The following is a 22,857-nucleotide window of genomic DNA, read 5'->3' as shown; positions in this document are numbered from 1 at the left end:
CGATGAGGCTGAAGAACATCCTGTACGTAGTCGGCGGTGGCGGCGCCTTCCTCGTCTTCGCCGTACCGTTGCTGTGGGCACTGTTCCGGTCGGTGCAGCCGAACGACGTCATCGTCGCGGCCCCGGACCGGTCCACCTTCTTCCAGCTGACCTGGGACAACTTCCGCACCCTGATCGAAGGCCCGGGCAACCTGATCCGGGCCGTCGGCAACAGTCTGGTCGTCGCCCTGAGCACGGCGGCGCTGACCGCCGTACTGGCGACGCTCGCCGGCTACGGGTTCGCGCGATTCCGGTTCCGGAGCGGGCCGTTGCTGTTCGCGCTGGTGGTGGTGTCGATGATGATCCCGTTCCAGGCGATCCTGACCCCGCTGTACCTCGAGCTGAACGTCCTGCGCCTGACGGACAGCCTCCTCGGGCTGGTCCTGTTCTACACCACGGTCAACCTGCCGTTCGGTGTGTTCGTGATGCGCAACTCGTTCGCGTCGGTGCCGGTCGAACTGGAAGACTCCGCCCACGTCGACGGCTGCGGCACGCTACGAATGATCGGCTCCGTGCTCCGTCCCCTGGTGACACCCGGTGCCGCAACCGTTGCCTTGTACGCCTTCCTGGCCGCATGGACCGAGTTCCTCGGCGCCCTGACCTTCCTCACCAAGGACGAGCTCTACACCCTCCCCGTCGCCCTGGTGAACGTCCAGGCCGGCGCGTACGGCGAAGTCAACTTCGGCTCCCTGGTCGCGGGCGCGGTGATCGCGATGATCCCCTGCGTAGTGCTCTACGTCGGCCTCCAACGCTTCTACGTAACCGGCCTAGCCTCAGGAGCAGTCAAAGGCTGACGGTGGTTCTATCCCACGCGCCCGACTCCGCGCGCTCCTTCGTCACGCGCTACGCGGCCGCTCCCGCCCACCCAGCCCTCCCTTGCGTGCTGCCGCCCGCATTTGCGTGCTGTCGCCCGCCCTCGCGGTGTGCAGGCGCCAACCGATTGATATCCGTATGTGGTGCGTGGCCTGTGACGCGGAGGACCAGGTGGCCGACCTGATCGCGACATGTTGCGAGGCCGCTGGGACTACGCAGATTCGAACCCCTGCACCCGCCACTGGCAGGTAACGTTGCTAGTCGGCGCGTGGGGCAGAGCCGCCGAACTCGTCCGTGGGTTGCCGTGTGGTGCATGGCCCGGAAGCGCACTCGCTCAGGTGACCACGTCGACCGTGATCCCGCTGCTGTCGAGCGTGGGCGGGAGCCCGCAAACGCGGGCGGCAGCACGCCAGGAAACTGGGCGGGTGGGAGCGGCGCGTAGCACGCGACGAAGGAGCGGGCGTAGTCGGCGCGGGGGCGAACTACAGGCTGGGGCGGATTTCGTGGTCTGCGTGGGCGGCGGCGTGGCTTTCGGCTACCTGGCGGCAGAGGTCGAGGAGTTCGGGCTCGTTCTTGACCTGCTGTTTGGCTTCTGGGCCCAGGGCGGTGATGTGGTCGCGGGCTTTCAGCAGCCGGACGAAGATGCGTTCCCGCTCGGCGGGGTCGGCGGTGTACTCGGAGTCCAGGTAGGCGACGGCGTCGCGGCGGATGTGGGCCATCGCGGTCTGGGTCCGGCCGCGGGTGCTGAACAGGGACGTCAGAACGGTGATCACCAGCACCGCGATGATGACCACGAGCGACAGGCCGGTGCTGATCTCGGCCACGTCGACGTGGTCACCGCCGTTGATGAACGGCAGGTTGTTCTCGTGCAGCGCGTGCAGGACCAGTTTGGCGCCGATGAAGGCGAGGATCGCCGCCAGGCCGAAGGACAGGTAGATCAGCCGGTCCAGCAGGCCGTCGAGCAGGAAGTACAGCTGTCGCAGGCCGAGCAGGCTGAACGCGGTCGCGGTGAACACGATGAACACGTTCTGGGTCAGCCCGAAGATGGCCGGGATCGAGTCCAGCGCGAACATCAGGTCGGTGCCGCCGATCGCGGCCATCACCAGCACCATCGGGGTCATCACCCGGCGCCCGCCGACGACGGTGACGAGGCGGTCGCCGTCGAAGTCGTCGCTGCTGCGCAACCAGCGCCGGGCCAGCCGGACGACGATGTTCTGCGCCGAGTGCGACTCCTCGGTGGTCGGTTTGAGCATGTTGCCGGCGGTCAGCAGCAAGGCGATCCCGAACAGGTAGAACACCCAGGAGAAGGTGTTCAGCAGCGCCGACCCGAGGAAGATGAATCCGGCCCGGGCGACCAGGGAGAAGGCGATCCCGAACAGCAGCACCTTCTGCTGGTTCTCCCGCGGCACCCGGAAGCTGGTCATGATGATCAGGAAGACGAACAGGTTGTCGACCGACAACGCCTTCTCGGTGATGTAACCGGCGAAGTACTCCGACCCCATCGCGGTCCCGCCGAGGACGAGGCAGCCCAGTCCGAACAGCAGCGCGATCCCGACGTACACACCCGACCAGATCGCCGCCTCGCGCAACGCCGGCACATGCGCGGACCGGACGTGGAAGAAGTAGTCGAACGCGAGCAGCGCGAGGATCCCGGCCAGCGTCAGGACCCACACCAGCGGTGACACCGTCATCGTTCCCTCCGTACGGCGCGGGGCATTGGGCTCACCCAATCACGCCGTACCGGCCCGTGTCCGCGAAGGGCTGTCCCGCAATGACCGAATCGAGGCGTGAGACCAGACGTCACGCTTCCTGGTAGAGGTTGACGATGTTGCCGTCTGGGTCACGCAGCCACACCGATCGGCGTCCCCACGGCTGGGTTGTCGGCGGCTTGAGGATCTCAACGCCCTGCGCCAACAGTCGTTCGTGCCGTGCGTCCACGTCGGTGACCTGGAACTCCAGCGTGAAGCCTCCGCTCAGGGCGGCGGCCATCGACCCGGGCACCATCGACTCCATGCCCTGGGTGGAGAAGAACGACAGGACGGCACCGGGGACCGTCACCCGGATGAAAGGATCGCTACCTTCGACACCTGCGTCCAGGACCGCGGCGTAGAAGGCAGCGAGGGCCGAAACATCATCGGTGATCAGGGCGGTGCCGGTGAAGCGTGGCTGCATTCGGACATCGTAGGTCGATGGTCGGACACCTGGGTTGGACGGGACAAGGCTCAAGAACGGCCCTTGACCAGGGCGACGAGGTAGCGGCAGGGGGGGTTCGCCGGGTTGTGGAAGGTGGTGGCCGATGGCGGGCCGAGTTGGAGGCAGTCGCCGGTGTGCAGATCGTGCACGACCGGGCCCTCGTGGAAGCGGAGGTGGCCGTCGAGGATCCACAACTGTTGGTACTTGAAGATGTAGGCGTCGGCCGGGTACGAAACCGAGGCGCCGGGCGGGAGCTCGACCTCGACCAGCTCCAGCGGGCCGTCCGTGACCGGCGAGACCGCTCGGCGTCGGTAGCCGGTGACGGGGTCGGTCCACACCGGCTGGTCGGCCCGGCGGCGAAGCAGCTCGCCTGTTGTCTCTGCCCGGGCGACCAGCTCGGACAGCGTCATGCCGAGGGCGCCGGAGAGCCGGCCGAGCAGAACCGCGGTCGGCTGGGCCTCGCCGCGCTCGATCTTGCCGATCATCGCCCGGGACACCCCCGAACGCTCGGCGAGGGCGTTGACAGACAGGTCCTGCGCGATGCGGGCAGCCTGCACCGTCGCCGCGAGCGAGGCGGACAGTTCATCCAACATGGTTGCCACTATAGCGACAGCAGCGGCTACTATCGTGACATGGCAAAGGTAAGAGACGCCTCGCCGCTGGACGGTGAGGCCTGCGCGGCGATCTACGCGCCGTATGTCACCGACACGGCGATCACCTTCGAGATCGAGCCGCCCTCCGCGGCTGAGATGGCGCAGCGGATCGCTGACGCCCAGGCGACGCACGCCTGGCTGGTGCTGGAGGACGAGGGCCAGGTGGTCGGGTACGCGTACGGCGGTCCGATGAAGCCGCGTGCGGCGTACCGCTGGTCCTGTGAGGTGAGCGTCTACCTGCAGCTCGGCCGGCGCCGGACAGGTGGCGGCCGGGCGCTCTACCAGGCCCTGTTCGAGCGGTTGACCGAGCGCGGCTTCCGGACGGCGATCGCCGGGATGACGCTGCCGAACGACGCCAGCGTGGGCCTGCACAAGGCGATGGGCTTCGAGGAGATCGGCACCTATCGGCGCATCGGCTGGAAGCTGGACGCCTGGCACGACGTCCACTGGCGACAACGGCCCCTCGCCGTACTCCCGGACCCGCCGGAAGAGCCGCGTTAGGTCATCGGTGGGCACTCGCCGCTGGATGTGGTGACGAGCTCGAGTGCCAGGGTCGGTCTCGATCACGGTCGGTCCGGGGCGCCTCGTCGTACCCACCATGGGCTGACCGCGCGACCGTGACCCTGCCGGGGGCTGATTTGGTCGGCGGGTGACCATTGTCGGGTGACCGCCAACCGCCTGACCGTACGCCGTGCCGTCGAGTCCGACGACGCCGTACTCCTCCGGATCGACCAGACCTCCTGGGACGCCACCTCGGGATTCCCGTCGTACCAGGAGAACACCCGGGACAGCTTCTTCGCCCGCAGCGGTCCGGAGGCCCACCTGGTCGCCGAGTACGACGGCCAGGTGATCGGATACCTCCGGCTGCAGGACAAGTACTCGTTCCCTGAAGGCGCCGGTGTCCTGACCATCAACGGTCTGGCAGTCGCCCAGGAGTCACGCGGTCAAGGCGTTGCCAATGCCCTGCTGGAAGCGGCCGCTACCGAGGGACGACTCCGCGGCGCCCGCAAGATCAGCCTGCACGTCCACGGCACCAACACCGTCGCCCGCCGGCTCTACGAACGCCACGGCTACGTCGTCGAAGGCACCCACCCCCGGGAGTTCCTGATCGAAGGCACCTACATCGACTGCATCGACATGGCCAAACTCCTCTAGCACCAAGAAGCGTCTGGAAGGACCTCAGGCAGTGGAAGTATCGGTGTATGCCTGCTTTCGCTGCGCCTGATGGGGTTGAGCTGGCTTATCGCGTGGTGGGGGAGGGGGAGCCGGTGGTGTGCGTGCCGGGCGGGATGCTGGCGAGTGCTTACCTGGGGGATCTGGGTGGGCTCGCGCGGCACCGGCAGTTGGTGATGGTGGACTTGCGCGGAACTGGGGAGTCGGGTGGGCCGGGGGAACCCGCGAACTGGCGGTGTGACCGGTTGGTGCCGGACGTGGAGGCGTTGCGGCAGCACCTGGGGTTGGAGAAGGTCACGTTGCTCGGCCACTCTGCCGGGGCAAGCCTCGTCACCCGGTACGCCGAGGCACATCCGGAGCGGGTCGAGAAGTTGCTGCTGATTACTCCCGGGACCCGGTCGGTGGGGATCGAAGTGACGGCGGAGCGGCGTCGAGCTGTGCTCGAGCGTCGGAAGGACGAGCCCTGGTACCCGCAGGTGTCGGCGGCCTTCGAGGCGATCCAGACCGGCGACGGGGCAGACTGGTCGGCCCTCGACCCGATGTCCTACGCGCGCTGGGACACGGAGACGCAAGCCCAGCAAGCCTTCGAGGACAGCCTCGCGAACTACGAGGCTCTCGGCATCTTCAACGCCCCGGACGCCTTCGACCCGCCGGCGACGCGAGCCGCGTTGGCAAAGGTCGAAGCCCCGGCCTTGGTGCTGGCCGGGGCTCTCGACTGGGGTACCGACACCATCGCCGCCGAGCAGTTCGCCGGAGTGTTCCCCAACGTGCAGTCCGTCGTACTGCCGGGTGTCGCCCATCATCCGTGGCTGGATGACGCCGACGCCTTTGTGGCGATGGTGGTGAGGTTCCTGAGTACTACGGATTGACGCCGTGCTCGCGGAGCCACGGCTCTGGGTCGATCGGGTCGCCGCCGCCGGGCAGAACCTCGAAGTGGACGTGCGGTCCGGTGGTGTTACCGGTCATGCCGATGGCTCCGACCTGTTGGCCGGCGGTCACCGTGTCGCCGACCGAGACGTCGAACTCGGACATGTGGCTGTACGACGTGACCGTGCCGTCCGCGTGCCGGACCTTCACCTGGCGGCCGTAGGCACCGGCGTACGCGGCCTGGATGACCTCGCCGGCCATCACCGAACGAACCGGCGTACCGAGCGGAGCGGCAAAGTCGAGGCCGGTGTGGTTGCGGGCCCACCGGCCGCCGGCCTGGCCGAAGCGCGCGGTCAGGCGGTAGCCGGTGGTCGGCAGGACGACCTTGACCTTGGCCTTCTCTTCGGCCTCCGCCTTGGCCTCGGCCGCCTTCGCCGCGGCCAGCGCGCGGGCCTGGGCGGCGGCCTTCTTGGCGGCGGCTGCCTTGGCCGCGGCGAGCGCGAGGGCGCGGCGCTGCGTCAGGGTCGCGTTCGCGGCCAGCCGCGCGGACCGCAGCTTCGCGGCCTGCTGCGCCCGCGCCTTACGGTTCGCCTCGGCGGTCAGGTCGACCCGGGACGCGTCCCGGGAGCCGAGGTCACGGCGCTCGACCCGCGCCGCGGTCAGAGCGTCGGCCTGTGAGGGGCTCAGGCCGGTGCTTGCCGTGGAGGGGCCGGTGGCGGAGGAGGCGACACCGACTGCCGTGGTGCCGGCCGCGGCGGCGAGAACGGCGGTGATGCCGATCAGCTGGGTCCGGCGGCTGAGACTTCGACGGGACAAACGATGTTTGGCGACCCGGCGTGGAGCAGCCGGGAGGTCGTGCTGAGGTGACACAGGGAGGGCCTTCCAGGGAGGGGCAGCCACTGCGAGGGGTACAGCGGCCCAAAGACCATAACGAGAAGGTCACGAAGCCCTCAAACGTGGATTGTTCGCAGACGCACAAAATCGCACACGGATCGTGAAGGATTCCTGGCGCGGCGTAGACGCTCACGCGTGAACCGGGCGGCTGGATAGTTGAATGTAGGCGTGATGTAGATCACTCACAAAATGGCGCATAGTAGCCCTCGCAGACCGGTATAAGCGCTGTCTGCCGAGCGCAGACGATGGTGCGCCGGGGTGGCAGTGGTCGGTAGGACTGGTGCATGCGGATCGCGATTCTGGGCGGGACACAGTTCATCGGGCGGGCCGTGGTCGAGCGGCTGGTGGCGGAGGGACACGAGCTGCTGGTCGTGCACCGCGGCGAGCATGAACCTGCCGAATTTCCCGCCGTAGCGCACGGCCACCTGGATCGCCACGACGGGCCGGCCCTGGCGGCCGCTCTGGAGCCGTTCGGACCGGAGGCGCTGGTCGACATCTCAGGGATGAACGCGGCGGCGGCCGACGCTGCGCTGGGCGCGGTCGGGCCGTCGGCGAAGCTGGTGGCGATCTCCAGTGGGGATGTCTACCGCGCGTACGACGGTCTGCACGCCGACCGGACGACCGACGCACTCCCGCTGACGGAGGACGCACCGTTGCGAGAACGGCGGTTCGTCGACGGGTCGCAGTACGAGAACCTGGAGATGGAGGAGCGCTACCTGCCACGGGGAGCGACGGTGCTGCGGCTGGGGGCGGTGTATGGCGAGCACGACTACCAGCGACGGTTCGAGTTCATCCTGCGGCGCGTCCGGGCCGGGCGGAAGCGGATCCCGATCGGGTCGGGGCAGTTCCTGTTCAGTCGCGTGTACGTCGGAGACGTGGCCGCGGCGGTGTCGTTGGCGCTGGCCGGCGATCACCAGGGTGAGGCGTTCAACATCGTGGAGCCGGTCACGGCGCCGTACCGGTTGCTGGCCGAGCAGATCCTGGCCGCCGCCGGGGCCTCGGAGGTCGAGCTCGTCCGGGTGCGGGACGACCTGCTGCCGGAGGATCTCTCGTTGACGGGTGCGCTGGATCAGCACCTGCTGATGGACTCCTGGAAGGCGCGCACGGTGCTGGGGTGGGCGCCTGCCGATCCGGCTCGCAGCCTGCGTGAGTCGGTGCGCTGGCACCTGGAGAACCCGCCGGTGGACGCCTCGGACGACTTTTCCGCGGATGACGCCGTACTGGGGTGAAATTTGGTCAGAAGCACTCTGGGGAACCGGTATGCTTTCCGGGTCGGACAGAGGGGGCCACAGGGTGCGCCTGGCTCGATTTCACATCGAGGCTGCGGACCGTGTAATCTCTCTCCTCGGCCCGCCCCTTTAGCTCAGTCGGCAGAGCGTCTCCATGGTAAGGAGAAGGTCTACGGTTCGATTCCGTAAAGGGGCTCTGAGCACGGCATCTCACCCGGTCCGCCGGGTGGGGTGACGAACTCTCCCGGCGGGGTAGCTCAGGTGGTTAGAGCACACGGCTCATAATCGTGGTGTCGCGGGTTCGACTCCCGCCCCCGCTACCCACCGACCAGTACTACGAGAGTGCGCGTACCTGCGCAGTCCTGACAAGAAGAGGCAGCAGTGGCCAAGGCAACCGACATCCGCCCGAAGATCACGCTGGCGTGCACCGTCTGCAAGGAGCGCAACTACATCACCAAGAAGAACCGGCGTAACGACCCGGATCGTCTTGAGCTGAAGAAGTACTGCGCGCGCTGCAACGACCACACCGACCACCGCGAAACCCGCTGACCCAGTCTCTTCAGCATCCTTCTCGCGAGGCCGCTTCGGATCCCCGAAGCGGCCTTTCGCTGTGCCCCGCGACGGCGCTGAATTGCCAGACGCGGCCTAAATCGTGAGGATCGGGCGGCCGCGTTCGTAGGCGGCGAGACGCTCGTCGCGGGGGGTCAGGCAGCAGGAGCCGCACAGGGTTCCGGTGCCGGATTCGCTGGTGTAGTAGAGGCAGCAGGTGTTGCGGAGGTAGACGAGTTTCCCGGCCGCCTGTTCCACGTCGCCCAGACGGGCGAGGTCGCCCGGAGCCTTGGCGGCGAAGGTGTGCCAGCGTTCGAGCAAGTACCGGGGCTCGACCGTTTCCTGCTCGCGGGTGGCGGCACAGAAGGCCATGGCGCAACCGGCCGCTACGCCGCCTTGGAGCTGACGGAGTCCGGCTCGGGTACGGCGGTGCAGCTCGGCCGCGAGTGGTAGCAGGTGCTGCCGGAGGACCACGTCGTACAGGGTCTCCAGCCCGCCGGGCAGGAAGGTCGCGGAACGGACGGCGACCGCCGCGAGGCCGTGGCCGTCGTGAGGGCGGACCCAGAGGTTGTGCGGGCGGATGTCGAGGACATGCCCCTCCAGCGCCCACAGCAGCAGCGCGGTCGCGGGTGCGCGGCCGGCATAGAAGGACATCAGGCTGAGCGCGTTCGCGTGAGCCGAGGCGTGACCGCTGGCGTCATGGTCGCGCTTGAGCAGCTCGGTGAGCTCCGGCCCGTCCTGCTCCAGGATGCGGTCCACCCGGAGCCACTCCGACCCGGATGGCTCCCCGATCTCGAGCTTGTAGCGCGGGGCATACCTGGCCAACGCGGCCACAGCTCCCATCACAGGTCCACCTTCCCCAGTAGGTCTCACCAAGAGTGGGTGGCGGCACTCAGCGTCCCAGTGTGCCAGTAGGGTTATCAGACATGACGATCGACGCCACGATGGTCGGCCGGAGTTACACGGCCGCCGAGTCCTACCAGGTCGGCCGGGAGAAGATTCGCGAGTTCGCCGACGCTATCGGCGACCCGAATCCGGCGTACCGGGGGGCTGACGCGATCGCACCGCCCACCTTCGCCTTCATGCTCGGCAGCCGGGCCCTGGAGCAGTTGCTGAGTGACGAGGAGCTCGGCCTGCGGCTGGACCGGATCGTGCACGGCGCGCAGAAGTTCACCTACACCCGCCCGATCAAGGCCGGCGACGACATCGCCGCGACCGCGACCATCACCACCGTCCGCAAGGCCGGTGACGTCGAGGTGATCATGTACGAGACCGCCCTGAGCACCGTCGACGGCGAGCCGATCGCCACCTCGACCTCCACGATCTCGCACAACCGGGCGAACGCATGAAGACGGCCGAGGTAGGCACCGAGCTGCCGCCGCTCACCGTCACCTTCCGGCGTGAGGATCTGGTCCGGTACGCCGGTGCCAGCGGGGACTTCAACCCGATCCACTGGAGCGACCGGATGGCGGCCGCGCTCGGCCTGCCCGGAGTGATCGCGCACGGCATGCTCACGATGGCCTCCGCGGCCCGCGTCGTCACCGACTGGCTGGACGACCCGGCTGATCTGGTCGAGTACGGCGTACGGTTCACCAAGCCGGTCGTCGTACCGGATGACGACAAGGGCACGAGCGTGACCTTCTCGGCCAAGGTCGACAAGGTCTCGGACGGCCTGGCCGAGGTCGACATCACCGCGATCGCCGGTGAGGAGAAGGTGCTCGGCCGGGCCAGGGCGGTAGTGCGCGTCCAGTGAAGACCCACGTACGTCTTGCCGACTTCACCACCCTGCGGATCGGAGGGCTGGCCGACAAGCTGATCGAGGTCACCACCGAGGACGACCTGGTCACCGCGGTCCGCGACGCCGACGCCGCTGGGGAGCCGGTCCTGCTGCTGTCCGGCGGCAGCAACGTGGTGATCGGCGACGACGGGTTCCGCGGCACCGTGATCAGGATCGCCACCCGCGGGATCCGGGTCGACGCGGACATGTGCTCCGGCGCGATGGTCCACATCCAGGCCGGCGAGGACTGGGATGCGGTGGTCCAGCGCGCGATCGCCGAGGAGTGGAGCGGCCTGGAGTCGATGTCCGGTATCCCCGGGCTGACCGGATCGACCCCGGTGCAGAACGTCGGCGCCTACGGTCACGAGGTGGCCGAGACGATCGCGTCGGTGCGGGTCTGGGATCGCGTCGACGACAAGGTCCGGACGATCTTCGCCGCCGACTGTGGCTTCAGCTACCGGAACTCGCGCTTCAAGGCCGACCCTTCGCGGTACGTCGTCCTCGAGGTGGCGTTCCAGTTGAAGCTCGGCGACCTGTCCGCACCGGTCGGGTACGCCGAACTGGCGCGGGTACTCGGGGTCGATCCAGGCTCGCGCGCGCCGATGACCGACGTACGCGAGGCCGTGCTGAGCCTGCGCCGGGGCAAGGGCATGGTGCTGGACCAGGCCGACCACGACACGTGGAGCGCCGGATCGTTCTTCACCAACCCGATCCTCGACGCGGCCGCCGACGTACCGGCCGGGGCGCCGCAATGGCCGCAACCGGACGGCCGGGTGAAGACCAGCGCCGCCTGGCTGATCGAGCACGCCGGCATCCCGAAGGGCTTCGCGATCGGGGCCGCGTCGGTGTCGACCAAGCACACGCTGGCGATCACCAACCGCGGCAGCGCCACGGCCAAGGAGATCCTCGCCCTGGCCGCTCACATCCGCGCCCAGGTCCAGCAGGCCTTCGGCATCACCCTGGTCAACGAACCCGTCCTGGTGAACTGCACGCTCTGACCGCAACCTGCTGTTCTCTTGCTCTTCGGCTCGAGGTCCGGTAGCTGTGAATGACTTACGGCTTCCGACCCGTCGCTGGAGGATTCATGCGAGAGTTGCCCGCCCATCTTGGCCGTCGACATTTTCTGACCCTGGCCGGCGCTGCTGCCGTTGCCACCGCCCTCGTTCCGGAGGCGAAGGCGACCTCCCGGCTCGGTGACCTGTTCACGCTGGGGGTCGCCTCCGGTGATCCGCAGCCGGACGGCGTCGTGCTGTGGACCCGGCTGGCACCGGAGCCAACGGCACCGGACGGGTACGGCGGTATGCCCGACAAGCGGTTCCAGGTGAAGTGGGAGGTTGCCGAGGATCCCCCTTTCCGCCGCGTAGTCCGTCGTGGGATGGAGCACGCGGTGCGGGACTGGGGCCACTCGGTTCACGCCGAGGTGCACGGGCTGCGGCCCGACCGCGAGTATTGGTACCGGTTCATCGTCGGCGACCAGGTCAGCCCGGTCGGCCGGACCCGCACCGCCCCGGCGTTCTACAGCCGGCTCAACGAGCTGACGTTCGCGTTTGCCAGCTGCCAGGCCTTCCACGAGGGCTACTTCACGGCGTACCGGCACATGGCTGACGAAGACCTGGATCTCGTCGTTCACCTCGGCGACTACATCTACGAAGGCGGCGGCCAGGGCACCATCGGCCGAGGGCACATCCCGGCCGCCGAGGTGTTCAGCCTGGCCGACTACCGGGTCCGGTACGGGCAGTACAAGTCCGACCCCGACCTGCGGGCCGCGCACGCCTCGGCGCCGTGGGTGGTCGCGCCCGACGACCACGACGTCGAGAACAACTGGGCCGGCGACATCTCCCAGCTCGACAACGAACCGGATCAGGACCCGGCCGTGTTCCGTCAGCGCCGGGCGGCGGCGTACCAGGCGTACTACGAGAACCTGCCACTGCGCCGTACGTCGATGCCGCGCGGACCCGAGATGCAGGTGTACCGGCGGCTGACCTTCGGCAATCTGCTCCAGCTGAACGTGCTCGACACCCGCAGGTTCCGCTCGGACCAGCTGGAGCAGTGCGCCCAGGACTGCGAGGGCCGTTGGGACCCGGCCCGGACGATGCTCGGCGCCCAGCAGGAGAAGTGGTTGCTCGACGGGCTGGGTCGTTCCTCCGCCCGCTGGAACGTGCTCGGCAACCAGGTCTTCGCGTTCGAGGCCGACCACGACGCCGGCCCGTCGGAGCGCTACGGGATGGACCCCTGGGACGGGTACGCCGCCGCCCGGCAGCGACTGTTCGACGGGGTGGTCCAGCGCGGGGTCGACAACTTCGTGATGATCACCGGCGACGCGCACCGCAGCGTGGCCGCCGACCTCAAGCTGAACTTCTCCGACCCCGCCTCGTGGACCGTCGGCACGGAGTTCCTCGGTACGTCGATCAGCTCGGGCGGCAACGGGGTCGACATGGACAGCCTGGGCGTCACCTGGCTCGCGGAGAACCCACACATGCGCTTCCACAACAGCCAGCGCGGCTACCAGCGCTGCGTGGTGACGCGGACCGGATGGCGCACCGACTACCGCGTCGTACCGGAGGTGACCGTGCCCGGCGGCCCGGTGATCACCCGGGCCGGCGTCACCGTCGAGGCGGGCCGACCGGGAATCGCCGACGTCTCCTGAACCTAGGCGGTGTCTGACGGTTCCCCCGCCTACTGCGCGGCACTCGGCACGGCATCTCGCCGCACTGGAGCAAAGGCCACGATGGAACCACATCGAGACCTTCGCTCCAGCACGCCGAGCTACCGCACCGAGCACCTGCTCGCTACGGCGCTGAACCGTCAGACACCGCCTAGGCAAGATCCACTCTTGCGTCGTCTCCCTCCGGGCGTACGACGCCTGACTGCAACTTGGTGCACAGCAGTTCCCAGATGTCCGGCCGAGGTGTCGTCATCCGCCGGACATCTGGGGAGGGTGGCGGATGGCTGCTGATGCGCTCAGGTGACCGACGTCGACGGAGTCCCCGTCCACTGGGTGGCCGGGTGAGGAGAAGCTGCACCCAGAACAACCCCCACAGGGCCAGTAGCAGGCGCGCTGGTGGGTGGGTATAGTTGTTGATGCCCAGAGCAATAGCTTGTGGGAAGTGAACCCGGCAGCCATCCGGACGGTTGGTGAGCCGGGTTCTGCGCGTTCAGACCACCTGGATCTCGCAGTACTCCCGCACCTGCTCACGCCACTCGCCACCCTTGGCCCACGCCCAGACAACGGCGTCCGGCACCCACAACAGTGCATCCAGGTGCGGCGCGAGCAGCTCGTACTGCAGGCTGTCGACGCAGCCGTAGCTGCGGACCGCGCGGTAGAGGACCTGGCGGTCGAAGTCGAGTGTCGACTCGTCACGTTCCACCACCAGTCGCTCGGTCGCTGGTGCGGCGTCCTGGACGATCGCGGACAGGCAGCGATGTCTGCTCTCCACGTCGGCGCGGAGCGCGGCGTACATCTTCACCTCGAAGTCGAGCTCACTGATTGCGGCGAGGCTTTTGCGCTGACGGGCAGGAGATTCCTTCTGGAAGTGGATTCTGCGCTGGCCGGCGAGCAGCATACTCGTGAGTGCTTTCCGGTTGGTCATCACGGAAGCGGCGGGGCATGTTGCTGCGGCCATCAGCAGGCCGCGGGCCTTGTTCTCGTCGACGAAGGTGGGGAGGCGGAGGCCAGGGCGGGGCGGCATTGCGAGGTGATCGGCCAGCGCTCAGGGGAGGGGCAGGTCGAGGGTGGGTGTCCAGTGGTAGAGGTGGTGGGTTCGGGTGAGGGAGATGAGGTTGAGGGTGGTGATGGAGAGGGCTGTGGAGTGGGGTTCGTGGGCTAGGAGGCGGGTGGTGAGTGGGGCGGCGGGGGCGTTGTGGTTGCAGTAGGCGAGGGCGATGTGGGGGTTGAGCTCGGGCAGCTCGGGTACGGCGTCGTCGCCCCAGACGTCGGTGATGGCGGCGCGGGTGAGGTCGCGGAGGTGCTGGAAGGATTCGATCGGGCGGACTGGGAGCTGGAAGGTCTCGGGGTCGAGGACCGCGGGGCCGACGGTGACCGGGAAGGACTCGACCGTGGTAATGCGGCGTCGGGTGGCCTCGACGATGTCGGCCAGGTCCGCAATGGGTACGCGGTCGGTGAAGCCGACGCCCTGCAGGGTGAGATGGAGCCACTCGACTGGTACGGGCGTGAAGCCGTGCACGTCGTTGAGCAGATCGGCGTACGACGCATGGAGCGCGGCGATCTCTGGTCGATTGGTGAAGGTGACGCCCCAGCTGTAGAACGAACGGCCGTCACGCCAGGCCGGCCGCGAGGCCCAATGATCCCGGACCTGGTCGAACATCGGTGCTCCTCCTACTTACTGGGCGTCGCCCGGCTGGCCGGGTGACGGATGAAGACGCGGATCGAGTCGTGCAACGCGAGGGCCTTCGGATCGGTCGCGTGCCGGCTGAGCCGGGTCAGGGCGGCGACCTCGCCGATACGGTGGATCAGCGGACGGACGCGGTACTCGACCGGTGTGCTGAGGACCGCCGAGACCGCTTCGGTCGCGCCGTCCAGCTCACCGAGCTGCAGATGGGCCTTGGCCAGTTGCAGCCGGACCATGCGCTCGGAGCCGAAGTTGCGAAGCGCGTGCGGCGCCGCCTCGAACAGCGCGACGCCGAGGTCGGCATGTTTCAGCGTCTCGGCCGCTTCGCCGAGCGCCAGGTGCGCGTCGGACCAGATGCCCTCGGCGCGTTCCGGCGTACACAGGAACGGGCCGCCGAGCTCCGGCACGTCGGTGCGGACCGTGGTGCGCTTCGCTATCGCGAGGGCTTCGCGGGCCTCGGCATGATGCCCGGACCGGGCCAGGTCGACGGCCGACGCACTCGCGAGGAACAGTGTCGAGCTGCCGCGGGCGAACTGCAGCCCGTCCTGCGCGTACGACGCGGCCCGGGCGAAGTCGTCCTGCCAGAACGCGGCCGTGTGCTGGGTGGCGCGGACCCAGGCGCGGAGGTCGTCGAGATCGGCGGCCTCGGCGCAGGCCCAGGCCGTCCGGGTATGGCTCTCGGCGACGTCCGGACGGCCGAGGTCCACCGCCATCCAGCCGAGCAGGGCCAGCGCCCAGCCGGCCGTCGCGTACAGGTCGCGGGTCTGGTTCGGCGGCTGGCGTCCGGAGAGCAGGCGGAAGGCGCGGTCCCGGACGGCGCGGCTGCGGACGAACAGCGCCTTGGTCGGCGTGCGGAGGTAGTTCTGCGTGATCCGCAGGATGTCCGCGTGCAGTTGTTCGACGGTCAGGTCGCCGACATTCGACTCCTCGGCGAGGGCGAGCAGCGCGACCGACTCGTCGCCGGCCTGCACCAGGTCGTCCTCCTGGCCGAGCATCGAACTCGTGCCGGGCTCGGGGTCGCCGCCGCCGGGACCGCCCGGTGGCACGAACCCGAGCTCGCTGTCGTCGGCGACGTTCAGCACATACCGCAGCCCCGAGCGGTACGCCGCTCCCGGCCAGCGGACCGCGCCGCGTTCGAGCTTGGCGATGTAGTGCCCGTCGAGTTCGTACTTCGTCTCGGTGGTCTCCCACAGCCAGCTGCAGACCGCCTCCGCGAGCTCGGCCCGGGACATCTGCTCACCGGGCGCGCGCCGCGAGGGCGTCCGCTCCCGGGCGGCTCGCAGCAGTTCGTTGGGCTCTGGCATGGCGGTAAGTGTAGGTGCCCGAACACCGTCCGCGACCACGAAAACGGGGTCTGTGGACGATCTGCCCCCAGCTGCCCCGGAATGCCCCAGGATGCCCCGGAATCCTCACTGCAAAAGGGGTTTCCGGCCCCCGACCGGCCCGTGGTGACCGCCGCCTCGGGCAGATCGCCGCCGCGGGCGGGTTAGCTGAGCGTGAGCAGGCGGGGCATCCCGGGGCAGATCGGGGCAGATCGGGGCAGATCGGGACAACCGTGGTCCAATGCGGCCCGGCCAATGCCCGGGCCGTCGAGTCCCAGACCTCGTCCTAGGCTGGGGCGGGTGGCCGACGAAGCAGTGACGACGTTGCATGCGGAGCTCTCGCGGTTCACGCGGGCCGAGGAGGGGCTGGCTCTGCTGGAGGTGTTTCTGGAGGTTGCGGAGCCTCGAGTGGGCGCGGCGGTGCTGGACCCGGTGGGGATGCGGCTACCGGATGAGCTGACCGAGGACCGGGCGCTGGTGCAGGGACTGATCGAAGGCATCGAGCAGGAGCCCCGGCCGAAACGGCGGCTGTTGCAGGTCACCGAGCGGGCGTACGACCTGTCAGACGAGCAGGCACGGTGGGACTACGTGCGCCTGGCGTACTGCTCCAATCTGGCGACGGTGTGGAGTGTTGGGCATCGCACGACGTACTTCGAGGTGGCTGACCAAAGCAGTGCGTCGTACTGGTTGCCGGACAGTCTCAAGGCGCAGTACTTCGAGGCGTTGGAGGCCAGGGGTTGGGCCATCCCGGCGGACTGGTTGGCAGCGGTCGCCAAGCGGCCCAAGCCCTGGTGGAGGCGTGGGGGCGCTAGCTGAGCACGGGCAATCGGGTCAGGGCTTGTGAGACGGCGGCTTGGATGTCGGCGTCGTCCCAGGAGCGGTCGGTCATGGTCCCGGTGAGGTAGGCGTCGTACGCGGCAAGGTCCAGGTGGCCGTGGCCGCAGAGGGCGGTGAGGATGACCTTCTCCTCGCCGGATTCCTTGCAGCGTTGGGCTTCCTCGATCGCGGCGGCCAGGGCGTGCGTGGGCTCGGGCGCCGGCACGATGCCTTCGGTGCGGGCGAACTGGAGACCGGCGGCGAAGCATTCCGACTGCGGTTTGGCGACCGCCTCGATCTCTCCGGTCTCGTAGAGGTGGCTGATCAGCGGGCTCATCCCGTGGTACCGCAGCCCACCGGCGTGGATCGGATCGGGGACGAAGTCGTGGCCGAGGGTGTGCATCTTCATCAGCGGCGTCATCCCGATCGTGTCGCCGAAGTCGTACGCGTACGTCCCCTGCGTCAGGGACGGGCAGGCGGCCGGCTCGACGGCGCGGACGACCGGCGCCATCCGGCCGGCCCACTTCTCCCGCAGGAACGGGAACGCGAGACCGCCGAAGTTCGACCCGCCGCCGGTGCAGCCGACCAGCAGGTCCGGCGTCTCACCGACCATGGCGAGCTGGATCAACGCCTCCTCGCCGATGATCGTCTGGTGCATCAGCACGTGGTTGAGCACCGAGCCGAGGGCGTAGTGCACCTCGGGATCCCGGACGGCGGCCTCGACCGCCTCGCTGATCGCGATACCGAGTGAACCGGTCGACGACGGATCCTCGGCCAGGATCTTCCGCCCCGCCTCGGTCAGCTCCGACGGGCTCGGGTGAACGGTCGCGCCGAAGACCTCCATCATCGTCCGGCGGTACGGCTTCTGGTCGTACGACGCCCGCACCTGCCAGACCTCGCACTCCAGCCCGAACTGCGCGCAGGCAAAGGCGAGCGCCGTCCCCCACTGGCCCGCACCGGTCTCGGTGGTGAGCTTCCGGACACCGGACTTGGCGTTGTAGTAGGCCTGTGGCACCGCGGTGTTCGGCTTGTGCGACCCAGCCGGGGAGACGCCCTCGTACTTGTAATAGATCCGTGCGGGAGTGTCGAGCGCCTTCTCCAGCCGGTAGGCCCGGTAGAGCGGGCTGGGCCGCCAGAGCTTGTAGACGTCGAGCACCTCGCCGGGGATGTCGACGTACTGCTCCTGCGACACCTCCTGCAGGATCAGGTCCATCGGGAACAGCGGTGCCAGGTCGTCAGGCCCCACCGGCTGCCCCGTCCCCGGGTGCAGCACCGGTGGTGGTGGCGTCGGCAGATCGTGCAGCACGTTGTACCACCGCGTCGGCAGCTCATCCTCAGGCAACAGGATCTTCGTCGGGCTCATGTACGCAACGTAATCCTCGGCCAAGCCCCCGACAATGACCTGGCTAGGAACCGAGCCGGCACTCTTCCGGCAATCTCGCTAGTACGCCGGGACAGGGGCCGGCGTACTGACACCGAGCCAGTCGTCGATGTCGGCCAGGAGAGCCTTCTGGACCTCGGCCGGCGCGGTCGAGGCCAGGATCGAGCCTCGGGCCAGGTCGGCCAGTTCCTCGTCGGTGAAGGCGTGGACCGACCGCGCTGTCTCGTACTGCTCGGCCAGGCGGGAGCCGAACAACAGGGGGTCGTCGGCGCCGAGGGCGATGCGGGCACCGGACTCGTACAGCTGCCGCAGTGGCACGTCCTCGGCGCGGTGGTAGACGCCGAGGGAGACGTTGGAGGCCGGGCACACCTCCAGAGCGACCTGTGCGTCGACCAGACGCTTCAGGAGGTCAGGATCCTCCACAGAGCGCACGCCATGACCGATGCGGCCGGCTCCCAGCTCGTCCAGGCACGTGCGGACGGTCGCGGGGCCGCACAGCTCACCACCATGCGGTGCAGCGAGCAGTCCGGCGTTGCGGGCGATCCGGAAGGCCGCCGCGAACTCGGACGTCGTACCGCGGCGCTCGTCGTTCGACAGGCCGAACCCGACCACACCGCGTCCGACGTACTGCGAAGCGAGCCGAGCCAGCGTCCGGGCGTCGAGTGGATGGCGGGTGCGATTCGCGGCGATGACCACCTGGACCGCGATCCCGGTCGAGGCCGCCGCGTCCCGGGCAGCGTCCAGCACCAGGTCGGTGAACTCGGTGATGCCGTGGAACCGGTTCGCGTACCCCGACGGGTCCACCTGGATCTCCAGCCAGCGGGATCCGTCGGCCCGGTCGTCCTCGGCCGCCTCCCGGACCAGGCGCCGTACGTCGTCCTCCGTGCGCAGCACCGAGCGGGCGATGTCGTAGAGCCGCTGGAACCGGAACCACCCGCGCTCGTCGGCCGCGGACAGGTCCGGCGGCCAGTCGGTGCGCAGCGCGTCGGGCAACCGGACGCCGTGCTTGTCCGCCAGCTCGACCAGCGTCAGGTGCCGCATCGAGCCCGAGAAGTGAAGATGCAGATGCGCCTTCGGCAGCACCCGCAGATCCCGATGCGTCATCACAGAAGGTTACCGACGCGCCGCGCCTGACAGAAATCGGGCCGTCCACCCTGTGGATGAACGGCCCGTTGCCTCAGCTGAGGAGTTTCGCGATCCGCCCGACGCCTTCGGCCAGGTCCGCGTCGCCGAGCGCGTACGACAGCCGCAGGTACCCGGGCGCGCCGAACGCCTCACCGGGTACGACGGCCACCTCGGCCTCGTCCAGGATGATCTCGGCCAGCTCCGCCGACGAGTTCGGCGTCCGCCCGTTGATCTCCTTCCCGAGCACACCCTTCACCGACGGGTAGGCGTAGAACGCGCCGGTCGGCTCGGGGCACTCGACGCCGGGGATCTCGTTCAGCAGCTTCACCATCGTCTGCCGGCGACGGTCGAACGCCTTCTTCATCTCGTCGACCGCGCTCAGGTCGCCGGTCAGCGCGGCGATCGCGGCCCGCTGCGCGACGTTGCAGACATTCGAGGTCTGGTGCGACTGCAGGTTCGTCGCGGCCTTGGTCACGTCCAACGGGGCGATCATCCAGCCGACCCGCCAGCCGGTCATCGCGTAGGTCTTGGCGACACCGTTCAGTACGACGGTCCTGTCGGCCAGCTCCGGTACGGCGACCGGGATCGACGTCGACTTCGTCTCGCCGTACGTCAGGTGCTCGTAGATCTCGTCGGTGACCACCCAGATGCCGTGCTCGAGCGCCCAGCGGCCGATTGCCTCGACCGCTTCCGGGCTGTCGACCGCGCCGGTCGGGTTCGACGGGGAGCAGAACAGCAGCGCCTTGGTCTTCTCGGTCCGGGCCGCCTCGAGCTGCTCGACGGTGACCAGGTAGTTCTGGGTCTCGTCGGCGAGCACCTCGACCGGTACGCCGCCGGCCAGCTGGATCGCCTCCGGGTACGTCGTCCAGTACGGCGCCGGCAGCAGCACCTCGTCACCCGGGTCGAGCAGCGTGGCGAACGTGTTGTAGACCGCGTGCTTGCCGCCGTTGGTGACCAGCACCTGGGCCGCCTCGATCTCGTACCCTGAGTCGCGCTTGGTCTTGTCGACGATGGCCTGCTTCAGCTCCGGCAGGCCGCCCGCCGGGCTGTAGCGGTGGTTCTTCGGATCGCGCGCTGCCTCGACCGCCGCCTCGACGATGTAGTCCGGCGTCGGGAAGTCCGGCTCGCCGGCCCCGAACCCGATCACCGGCCGGCCAGCCGCCTTGAGCGCCTTCGCCTTGCTGTCGACCGCGAGCGTCGCCGATTCGCTGATGGCGCCGATCCGCGCCGAAACTCTGGAACCCATGGGCCCATCCTGGCACTGGTCGGCAGGGGCCGGACCGCCAGGCCATCACAATCGCGCGATCCGGCTCGGCCCAGGCGTGCGCCCGGCCGCGGGCGTCGATTGTGATGGCCTGGCGGTCCGCATCGGAACACACGGGGGGTCTGGTCCGTTGGGACCCGGTGGAGGCTGTATGGTTCTGGTCGCGGTACGGCGCCCGGATGGGTCGTACGGGCCGGGCCAGGTCGGTGAAGCCGGAAGAGGGCTGAGTTCGACCAGGTGGCTCCGACCCCGTACACTCTTCTAGTCCGGGCGTTGGTGGCCCTGAATCGGCATGCCCGAGATCAGGTCCCGCGGCGTCCGGAGGATTGCAGAGGGCACTAGCTCAACTGGCAGAGCATCGGTCTCCAAAACCGAAGGTTGGGGGTTCAAGTCCCTCGTGCCCTGCAAATCCTGACCGGCGCAGGGCCGGTCAGGCCGCCGCTAGCGAAAGAGGTAGGTCGTGACGGAGACGCGCACCCCGGCACCTTCCGGCGCCGGCAAGCCTGCGGAGAGCAAGTCGGGCAACCGCCTGCTGCGCTTCTACCGCCAGGTGGTTGCCGAGCTCCGCAAGGTCGTCTGGCCGACTCGCAAGCAGCTGTCCACCTACTTCATGGTCGTCCTGACCTTCGTGGTGTTCGTCATCGCGATCGTCTCGCTCCTCGACCTCGCCTTCGGCTGGGCGATGTTCAAGATCTTCGGCTGAGTTCGCAGCCGCCCACCGAACGCAGCTCGCCGGGGGTCCCGGGCCGCGGCCCGACCCGAAGCAGAGAACCAGACAAGACCGATGCAGAGATGACGGAGTACAACGTGTCCGAGCGCGACGACGAGGTCCTCGACTACGAGGACGAGTTCGACGTATCCGCTGACTCCGACGACGAGCTCGACCTGGACCTCGATCTCGACCTGGACGACTCCGACGACGACGAGGACCTGTTCGCGGATCTCGACGAGGACGACGACGAGGATGACGACATCGAGCTCGAGTACGAAGCCGAGGAGTACTCCGCCGACGACGAGGCCGAGGACGGCCCCGCGGACGCCGACGACTCCGACGACGAGCCGGTCGTGGTGGTCGCCGCCGCCGACGCCGCGGAGGCCGACGAAGTGGTGACCGCGTCCGATGTCGAGGACGCCGCCGACGAGCTGGCTGCCGAGACCGCCGAGACGGCGTCCGAGGACATCGGGGAGGAGCCGGCCGTCGACGAGCTGGTGTTCTCCTCTGCCGACTCCGACGACGACGCCGGTACGGCGGCTGACGACGACGCCGATGTGGACGCGTTCGCGGCGGCCACGGCCGACGAGGACGAGCCCGAGGAGCCGGGCGACCCGCTCGAGGAGCTGCGCAGCCGGCTCCGCTCGCAGATCGGCGACTGGTACGTCGTCCACACGTATTCGGGGATGGAGAACCGGGTCAAGGGCAACCTGGAGAACCGGATCAACTCCCTGAACATGGAGGACTACATCTTCGAGATCATCGTGCCGACCGAAGAGGTCGCCGAGATCAAGAACGGGCAGCGCCGGATGGTGAAGCGCACTGTGCTCCCCGGCTACGTGCTGGTCCGGATGGACCTGACCGACGAGTCCTGGTCGACCGTGCGGCACACGCCGTCGGTGACCGGCTTCGTCGGGAACAGCCAGAAGCCCGTCCCGCTCAGCCTCGAAGAGGTTGAGAAGATGCTCGCTCCGGCCGTCGTGGCGGCGGCCGAGGCGGCGGCTGCCGAAGCCGGCGCCGCACCGACCAAAACCGCGGCCAAGAAGAAGGTCGAGGTCGCGGACTTCGGTGTCGGCGACTCGGTCATGGTGGTCGACGGGCCGTTCGCGACCCTGCACGCCACGATCACGGAGATCAACGCCGACGCCCAGCGGATCAAGGCGCTGGTCGAGATCTTCGGCCGGGAGACCCCGGTGGAACTCAGCTTCAGCCAGATCCAGAAAGTCTAAGGACCCGACAGAATGCCTCCCAAGAAGAAGATCGCTGCCCTGGTCAAGGTGCAGCTCCAGGCCGGTGCCGCGACGCCGGCCCCGCCGGTCGGTACCGCGCTCGGTCCGCACGGCGTCAACATCATGGAGTTCTGCAAGGCGTACAACGCCCAGACGGAGTCCATGCGCGGCAACGTGGTACCGGTCGAGATCACCATCTACGAAGACCGTTCCTTCACCTTCGTCACCAAGACGCCGCCGGCGCCGGAGATGATCAAGAAGGCCGCCGGTCTGCAGAAGGGCTCGCCGGTCCCGCACAAGGACAAGGTCGGCAAGATCACCAAGGACCAGGTCCGCGAGATCGCCACCACCAAGATGCCGGACCTGAACGCCCGCGACATCGACGCCGCGATGAAGATCATCGAGGGCACCGCCCGCTCGATGGGCGTCACCGTCGACGGCTGAGTCCTTCCCTGACCGGCAGGACAGAGCT

25 protein-coding genes and 3 tRNA genes are annotated in these 22,857 nt (G+C 68.5%); 17 read left to right on the top strand and 11 right to left on the bottom strand.

The window, feature by feature from the left end; genetic code table 11:
- Positions 1 to 2 precede the first annotated feature (2 nt).
- Entirely contained in the window at positions 3 to 833 is an 831-nt protein-coding gene (locus AB0F43_RS32925) for a carbohydrate ABC transporter permease (protein ID WP_360485854.1), read from the top strand.
- Between the two features lie 501 nt (positions 834 to 1,334).
- Here AB0F43_RS32925 and AB0F43_RS32920 read toward each other — a convergent pair.
- From AB0F43_RS32920 to AB0F43_RS32910, 3 genes are all read right to left on the bottom strand, one after another.
- Complete coding sequence (locus AB0F43_RS32920; RefSeq protein ID WP_360485851.1) at positions 1,335 to 2,543, bottom strand: TerC family protein; 1,209 nt, start codon at positions 2,541 to 2,543, stop codon at positions 1,335 to 1,337.
- 109 nt (positions 2,544 to 2,652) lie between these two features.
- Positions 2,653 to 3,024 (bottom strand): VOC family protein, encoded by a 372-nt coding sequence (locus AB0F43_RS32915; RefSeq protein ID WP_360485848.1) that lies wholly within the window; start codon positions 3,022 to 3,024, stop codon positions 2,653 to 2,655.
- Positions 3,025 to 3,074: 50 nt separating this feature from the next.
- On the bottom strand, positions 3,075 to 3,638 hold the full coding sequence (locus AB0F43_RS32910) for an XRE family transcriptional regulator (RefSeq protein ID WP_360485845.1): 564 nt from the start codon (positions 3,636 to 3,638) through the stop codon (positions 3,075 to 3,077).
- 39 nt (positions 3,639 to 3,677) lie between these two features.
- Here AB0F43_RS32910 and AB0F43_RS32905 point away from each other — a divergent pair, with 39 nt between their 5' ends.
- The 3 genes from AB0F43_RS32905 to AB0F43_RS32895 all read left to right on the top strand — a co-directional run bounded on the left by AB0F43_RS32905 (position 3,678) and on the right by AB0F43_RS32895 (position 5,740).
- Positions 3,678 to 4,199, top strand: a complete 522-nt coding sequence (locus AB0F43_RS32905; RefSeq protein WP_360485842.1) for an N-acetyltransferase family protein — start codon at positions 3,678 to 3,680, stop codon at positions 4,197 to 4,199.
- A 162-nt stretch (positions 4,200 to 4,361) separates the two neighbouring features.
- Positions 4,362 to 4,853: a GNAT family N-acetyltransferase gene (locus tag AB0F43_RS32900; RefSeq protein ID WP_360485839.1), complete on the top strand. Its 492-nt coding sequence runs from the start codon at positions 4,362 to 4,364 to the stop codon at positions 4,851 to 4,853.
- A 47-nt stretch (positions 4,854 to 4,900) separates the two neighbouring features.
- A complete protein-coding gene (locus AB0F43_RS32895) occupies positions 4,901 to 5,740 on the top strand; it encodes an alpha/beta hydrolase (RefSeq protein ID WP_360485836.1) in 840 nt (279 codons plus the stop codon).
- Here the strand turns inward: AB0F43_RS32895 and AB0F43_RS32890 are convergent.
- On the bottom strand, positions 5,730 to 6,608 hold the full coding sequence (locus AB0F43_RS32890) for a M23 family metallopeptidase (RefSeq protein ID WP_360485833.1): 879 nt from the start codon (positions 6,606 to 6,608) through the stop codon (positions 5,730 to 5,732). The genes AB0F43_RS32895 and AB0F43_RS32890 overlap by 11 nt on opposite strands.
- Positions 6,609 to 6,916: 308 nt before the next feature.
- On the opposite strand from AB0F43_RS32890, the gene AB0F43_RS32885 reads away from it, so the two are divergent.
- The 4 genes from AB0F43_RS32885 (at position 6,917) to rpmG (ending at position 8,410) form a co-directional block, all read left to right on the top strand.
- Positions 6,917 to 7,861 (top strand): NAD-dependent epimerase/dehydratase family protein, encoded by a 945-nt coding sequence (locus AB0F43_RS32885; protein ID WP_360485830.1) that lies wholly within the window; start codon positions 6,917 to 6,919, stop codon positions 7,859 to 7,861.
- Positions 7,862 to 7,984: 123 nt separating this feature from the next.
- Positions 7,985 to 8,057, top strand: a tRNA-Thr gene (locus AB0F43_RS32880).
- A 50-nt stretch (positions 8,058 to 8,107) separates the two neighbouring features.
- A tRNA-Met gene (locus tag AB0F43_RS32875) sits at positions 8,108 to 8,181 on the top strand.
- Positions 8,182 to 8,242: 61 nt separating this feature from the next.
- Positions 8,243 to 8,410, top strand: coding sequence for a 50S ribosomal protein L33 (gene rpmG / locus AB0F43_RS32870; protein WP_133800754.1), 168 nt, complete (start codon positions 8,243 to 8,245; stop codon positions 8,408 to 8,410).
- Positions 8,411 to 8,506: 96 nt separating this feature from the next.
- Here rpmG and AB0F43_RS32865 read toward each other — a convergent pair whose 3' ends face one another.
- Positions 8,507 to 9,253: a (2Fe-2S)-binding protein gene (locus AB0F43_RS32865; RefSeq protein ID WP_360486068.1), complete on the bottom strand. Its 747-nt coding sequence runs from the start codon at positions 9,251 to 9,253 to the stop codon at positions 8,507 to 8,509.
- A gap of 83 nt (positions 9,254 to 9,336) precedes the next feature.
- Here AB0F43_RS32865 and AB0F43_RS32860 point away from each other — a divergent pair, with 83 nt between their 5' ends.
- The 4 genes from AB0F43_RS32860 to AB0F43_RS32845 all read left to right on the top strand — a co-directional run bounded on the left by AB0F43_RS32860 (position 9,337) and on the right by AB0F43_RS32845 (position 12,834).
- On the top strand, positions 9,337 to 9,759 hold the full coding sequence (locus tag AB0F43_RS32860) for a MaoC family dehydratase N-terminal domain-containing protein (protein WP_360485827.1): 423 nt from the start codon (positions 9,337 to 9,339) through the stop codon (positions 9,757 to 9,759).
- Positions 9,756 to 10,163: a MaoC family dehydratase gene (locus AB0F43_RS32855; RefSeq protein WP_360485824.1), complete on the top strand. Its 408-nt coding sequence runs from the start codon at positions 9,756 to 9,758 to the stop codon at positions 10,161 to 10,163. Before AB0F43_RS32860 ends, AB0F43_RS32855 begins: the two co-directional genes overlap by 4 nt.
- Entirely contained in the window at positions 10,160 to 11,185 is a 1,026-nt protein-coding gene (locus AB0F43_RS32850; RefSeq protein ID WP_360485821.1) for a UDP-N-acetylmuramate dehydrogenase, read from the top strand. The genes AB0F43_RS32855 and AB0F43_RS32850 overlap by 4 nt, the downstream gene beginning before the upstream one ends.
- 86 nt (positions 11,186 to 11,271) lie before the next feature.
- On the top strand, positions 11,272 to 12,834 hold the full coding sequence (locus AB0F43_RS32845; RefSeq protein ID WP_360485818.1) for an alkaline phosphatase D family protein: 1,563 nt from the start codon (positions 11,272 to 11,274) through the stop codon (positions 12,832 to 12,834).
- A 508-nt stretch (positions 12,835 to 13,342) separates the two neighbouring features.
- Here the strand turns inward: AB0F43_RS32845 and AB0F43_RS32840 are convergent.
- The 3 genes from AB0F43_RS32840 to AB0F43_RS32830 are packed head-to-tail and all read right to left on the bottom strand — an operon-like array spanning position 13,343 to position 15,840.
- Complete coding sequence (locus AB0F43_RS32840) at positions 13,343 to 13,876, bottom strand: hypothetical protein (protein ID WP_360485815.1); 534 nt, start codon at positions 13,874 to 13,876, stop codon at positions 13,343 to 13,345.
- Between the two features lie 21 nt (positions 13,877 to 13,897).
- On the bottom strand, positions 13,898 to 14,512 hold the full coding sequence (locus tag AB0F43_RS32835) for a 2'-5' RNA ligase family protein (RefSeq protein ID WP_360485812.1): 615 nt from the start codon (positions 14,510 to 14,512) through the stop codon (positions 13,898 to 13,900).
- A gap of 11 nt (positions 14,513 to 14,523) precedes the next feature.
- Positions 14,524 to 15,840 carry a hypothetical protein gene (locus AB0F43_RS32830; protein WP_360485809.1) on the bottom strand — a complete coding sequence of 439 codons (1,317 nt, stop codon included), beginning with the start codon at positions 15,838 to 15,840 and terminating at the stop codon, positions 14,524 to 14,526.
- A 318-nt stretch (positions 15,841 to 16,158) separates the two neighbouring features.
- On the opposite strand from AB0F43_RS32830, the gene AB0F43_RS32825 reads away from it, so the two are divergent.
- Positions 16,159 to 16,674 (top strand): hypothetical protein, encoded by a 516-nt coding sequence (locus tag AB0F43_RS32825; protein WP_360485806.1) that lies wholly within the window; start codon positions 16,159 to 16,161, stop codon positions 16,672 to 16,674.
- Here AB0F43_RS32825 and AB0F43_RS32820 read toward each other — a convergent pair.
- The 3 genes from AB0F43_RS32820 to AB0F43_RS32810 all read right to left on the bottom strand — a co-directional run bounded on the left by AB0F43_RS32820 (position 16,667) and on the right by AB0F43_RS32810 (position 20,426).
- The gene (locus tag AB0F43_RS32820; protein ID WP_360485803.1) at positions 16,667 to 18,037 is read right to left on the bottom strand and encodes a TrpB-like pyridoxal phosphate-dependent enzyme; all 1,371 of its coding nucleotides are present in this window, start codon (positions 18,035 to 18,037) and stop codon (positions 16,667 to 16,669) included. The genes AB0F43_RS32825 and AB0F43_RS32820 overlap by 8 nt on opposite strands.
- 78 nt (positions 18,038 to 18,115) lie before the next feature.
- Positions 18,116 to 19,159 carry an adenosine deaminase gene (locus AB0F43_RS32815; protein ID WP_360485800.1) on the bottom strand — a complete coding sequence of 348 codons (1,044 nt, stop codon included), beginning with the start codon at positions 19,157 to 19,159 and terminating at the stop codon, positions 18,116 to 18,118.
- A 73-nt stretch (positions 19,160 to 19,232) separates the two neighbouring features.
- Complete coding sequence (locus AB0F43_RS32810) at positions 19,233 to 20,426, bottom strand: pyridoxal phosphate-dependent aminotransferase (protein WP_360485797.1); 1,194 nt, start codon at positions 20,424 to 20,426, stop codon at positions 19,233 to 19,235.
- Positions 20,427 to 20,776: 350 nt separating this feature from the next.
- Between AB0F43_RS32810 and AB0F43_RS32805 the strand changes: the two genes are divergently transcribed.
- From AB0F43_RS32805 to rplK, 4 genes are all read left to right on the top strand, one after another.
- A tRNA-Trp gene (locus AB0F43_RS32805) sits at positions 20,777 to 20,849 on the top strand.
- Between the two features lie 55 nt (positions 20,850 to 20,904).
- Positions 20,905 to 21,147, top strand: coding sequence for a preprotein translocase subunit SecE (secE, locus tag AB0F43_RS32800; RefSeq protein ID WP_360485793.1), 243 nt, complete (start codon positions 20,905 to 20,907; stop codon positions 21,145 to 21,147).
- Between the two features lie 401 nt (positions 21,148 to 21,548).
- Entirely contained in the window at positions 21,549 to 22,385 is an 837-nt protein-coding gene (nusG, locus tag AB0F43_RS32795; RefSeq protein ID WP_360486065.1) for a transcription termination/antitermination protein NusG, read from the top strand.
- Between the two features lie 12 nt (positions 22,386 to 22,397).
- Entirely contained in the window at positions 22,398 to 22,829 is a 432-nt protein-coding gene (gene rplK / locus AB0F43_RS32790; RefSeq protein WP_355699415.1) for a 50S ribosomal protein L11, read from the top strand.
- The last annotated feature ends 28 nt before the right edge of the window (positions 22,830 to 22,857 follow it).

The sequence above is a fragment of the Kribbella sp. NPDC023972 genome, assembly GCF_040639075.1.
In the GTDB taxonomy this organism is placed as follows: domain Bacteria; phylum Actinomycetota; class Actinomycetes; order Propionibacteriales; family Kribbellaceae; genus Kribbella.
The sequence above is the reverse complement of the archived record's forward strand: the minus strand, read 5'-3'. Positions and strand labels throughout refer to the sequence as shown.

Excerpts from the sequence above, each read along its gene's own strand:
- AB0F43_RS32925 (WP_360485854.1), top strand. The coding sequence starts at position 3 with ATGAGGCTGAAGAACATCCTGTACGTAGTCGGCGGTGGCGGCGCCTTC.
- AB0F43_RS32920 (WP_360485851.1), bottom strand. The coding sequence starts at position 2,543 with ATGACGGTGTCACCGCTGGTGTGGGTCCTGACGCTGGCCGGGATCCTC.
- AB0F43_RS32915 (WP_360485848.1), bottom strand. The coding sequence starts at position 3,024 with ATGCAGCCACGCTTCACCGGCACCGCCCTGATCACCGATGATGTTTCG.
- AB0F43_RS32910 (WP_360485845.1), bottom strand. The coding sequence starts at position 3,638 with ATGTTGGATGAACTGTCCGCCTCGCTCGCGGCGACGGTGCAGGCTGCC.
- AB0F43_RS32905 (WP_360485842.1), top strand. The coding sequence starts at position 3,678 with ATGGCAAAGGTAAGAGACGCCTCGCCGCTGGACGGTGAGGCCTGCGCG.
- AB0F43_RS32895 (WP_360485836.1), top strand. The coding sequence starts at position 4,901 with ATGCCTGCTTTCGCTGCGCCTGATGGGGTTGAGCTGGCTTATCGCGTG.
- AB0F43_RS32885 (WP_360485830.1), top strand. The coding sequence starts at position 6,917 with ATGCGGATCGCGATTCTGGGCGGGACACAGTTCATCGGGCGGGCCGTG.
- AB0F43_RS32865 (WP_360486068.1), bottom strand. The coding sequence starts at position 9,253 with ATGGGAGCTGTGGCCGCGTTGGCCAGGTATGCCCCGCGCTACAAGCTC.
- AB0F43_RS32860 (WP_360485827.1), top strand. The coding sequence starts at position 9,337 with ATGACGATCGACGCCACGATGGTCGGCCGGAGTTACACGGCCGCCGAG.
- AB0F43_RS32855 (WP_360485824.1), top strand. The coding sequence starts at position 9,756 with ATGAAGACGGCCGAGGTAGGCACCGAGCTGCCGCCGCTCACCGTCACC.
- AB0F43_RS32845 (WP_360485818.1), top strand. The coding sequence starts at position 11,272 with ATGCGAGAGTTGCCCGCCCATCTTGGCCGTCGACATTTTCTGACCCTG.
- AB0F43_RS32840 (WP_360485815.1), bottom strand. The coding sequence starts at position 13,876 with ATGCCGCCCCGCCCTGGCCTCCGCCTCCCCACCTTCGTCGACGAGAAC.
- AB0F43_RS32835 (WP_360485812.1), bottom strand. The coding sequence starts at position 14,512 with ATGTTCGACCAGGTCCGGGATCATTGGGCCTCGCGGCCGGCCTGGCGT.
- AB0F43_RS32830 (WP_360485809.1), bottom strand. The coding sequence starts at position 15,840 with ATGCCAGAGCCCAACGAACTGCTGCGAGCCGCCCGGGAGCGGACGCCC.
- AB0F43_RS32820 (WP_360485803.1), bottom strand. The coding sequence starts at position 18,037 with ATGAGCCCGACGAAGATCCTGTTGCCTGAGGATGAGCTGCCGACGCGG.
- AB0F43_RS32815 (WP_360485800.1), bottom strand. The coding sequence starts at position 19,159 with ATGACGCATCGGGATCTGCGGGTGCTGCCGAAGGCGCATCTGCATCTT.
- AB0F43_RS32810 (WP_360485797.1), bottom strand. The coding sequence starts at position 20,426 with ATGGGTTCCAGAGTTTCGGCGCGGATCGGCGCCATCAGCGAATCGGCG.
- rplK (WP_355699415.1), top strand. The coding sequence starts at position 22,398 with ATGCCTCCCAAGAAGAAGATCGCTGCCCTGGTCAAGGTGCAGCTCCAG.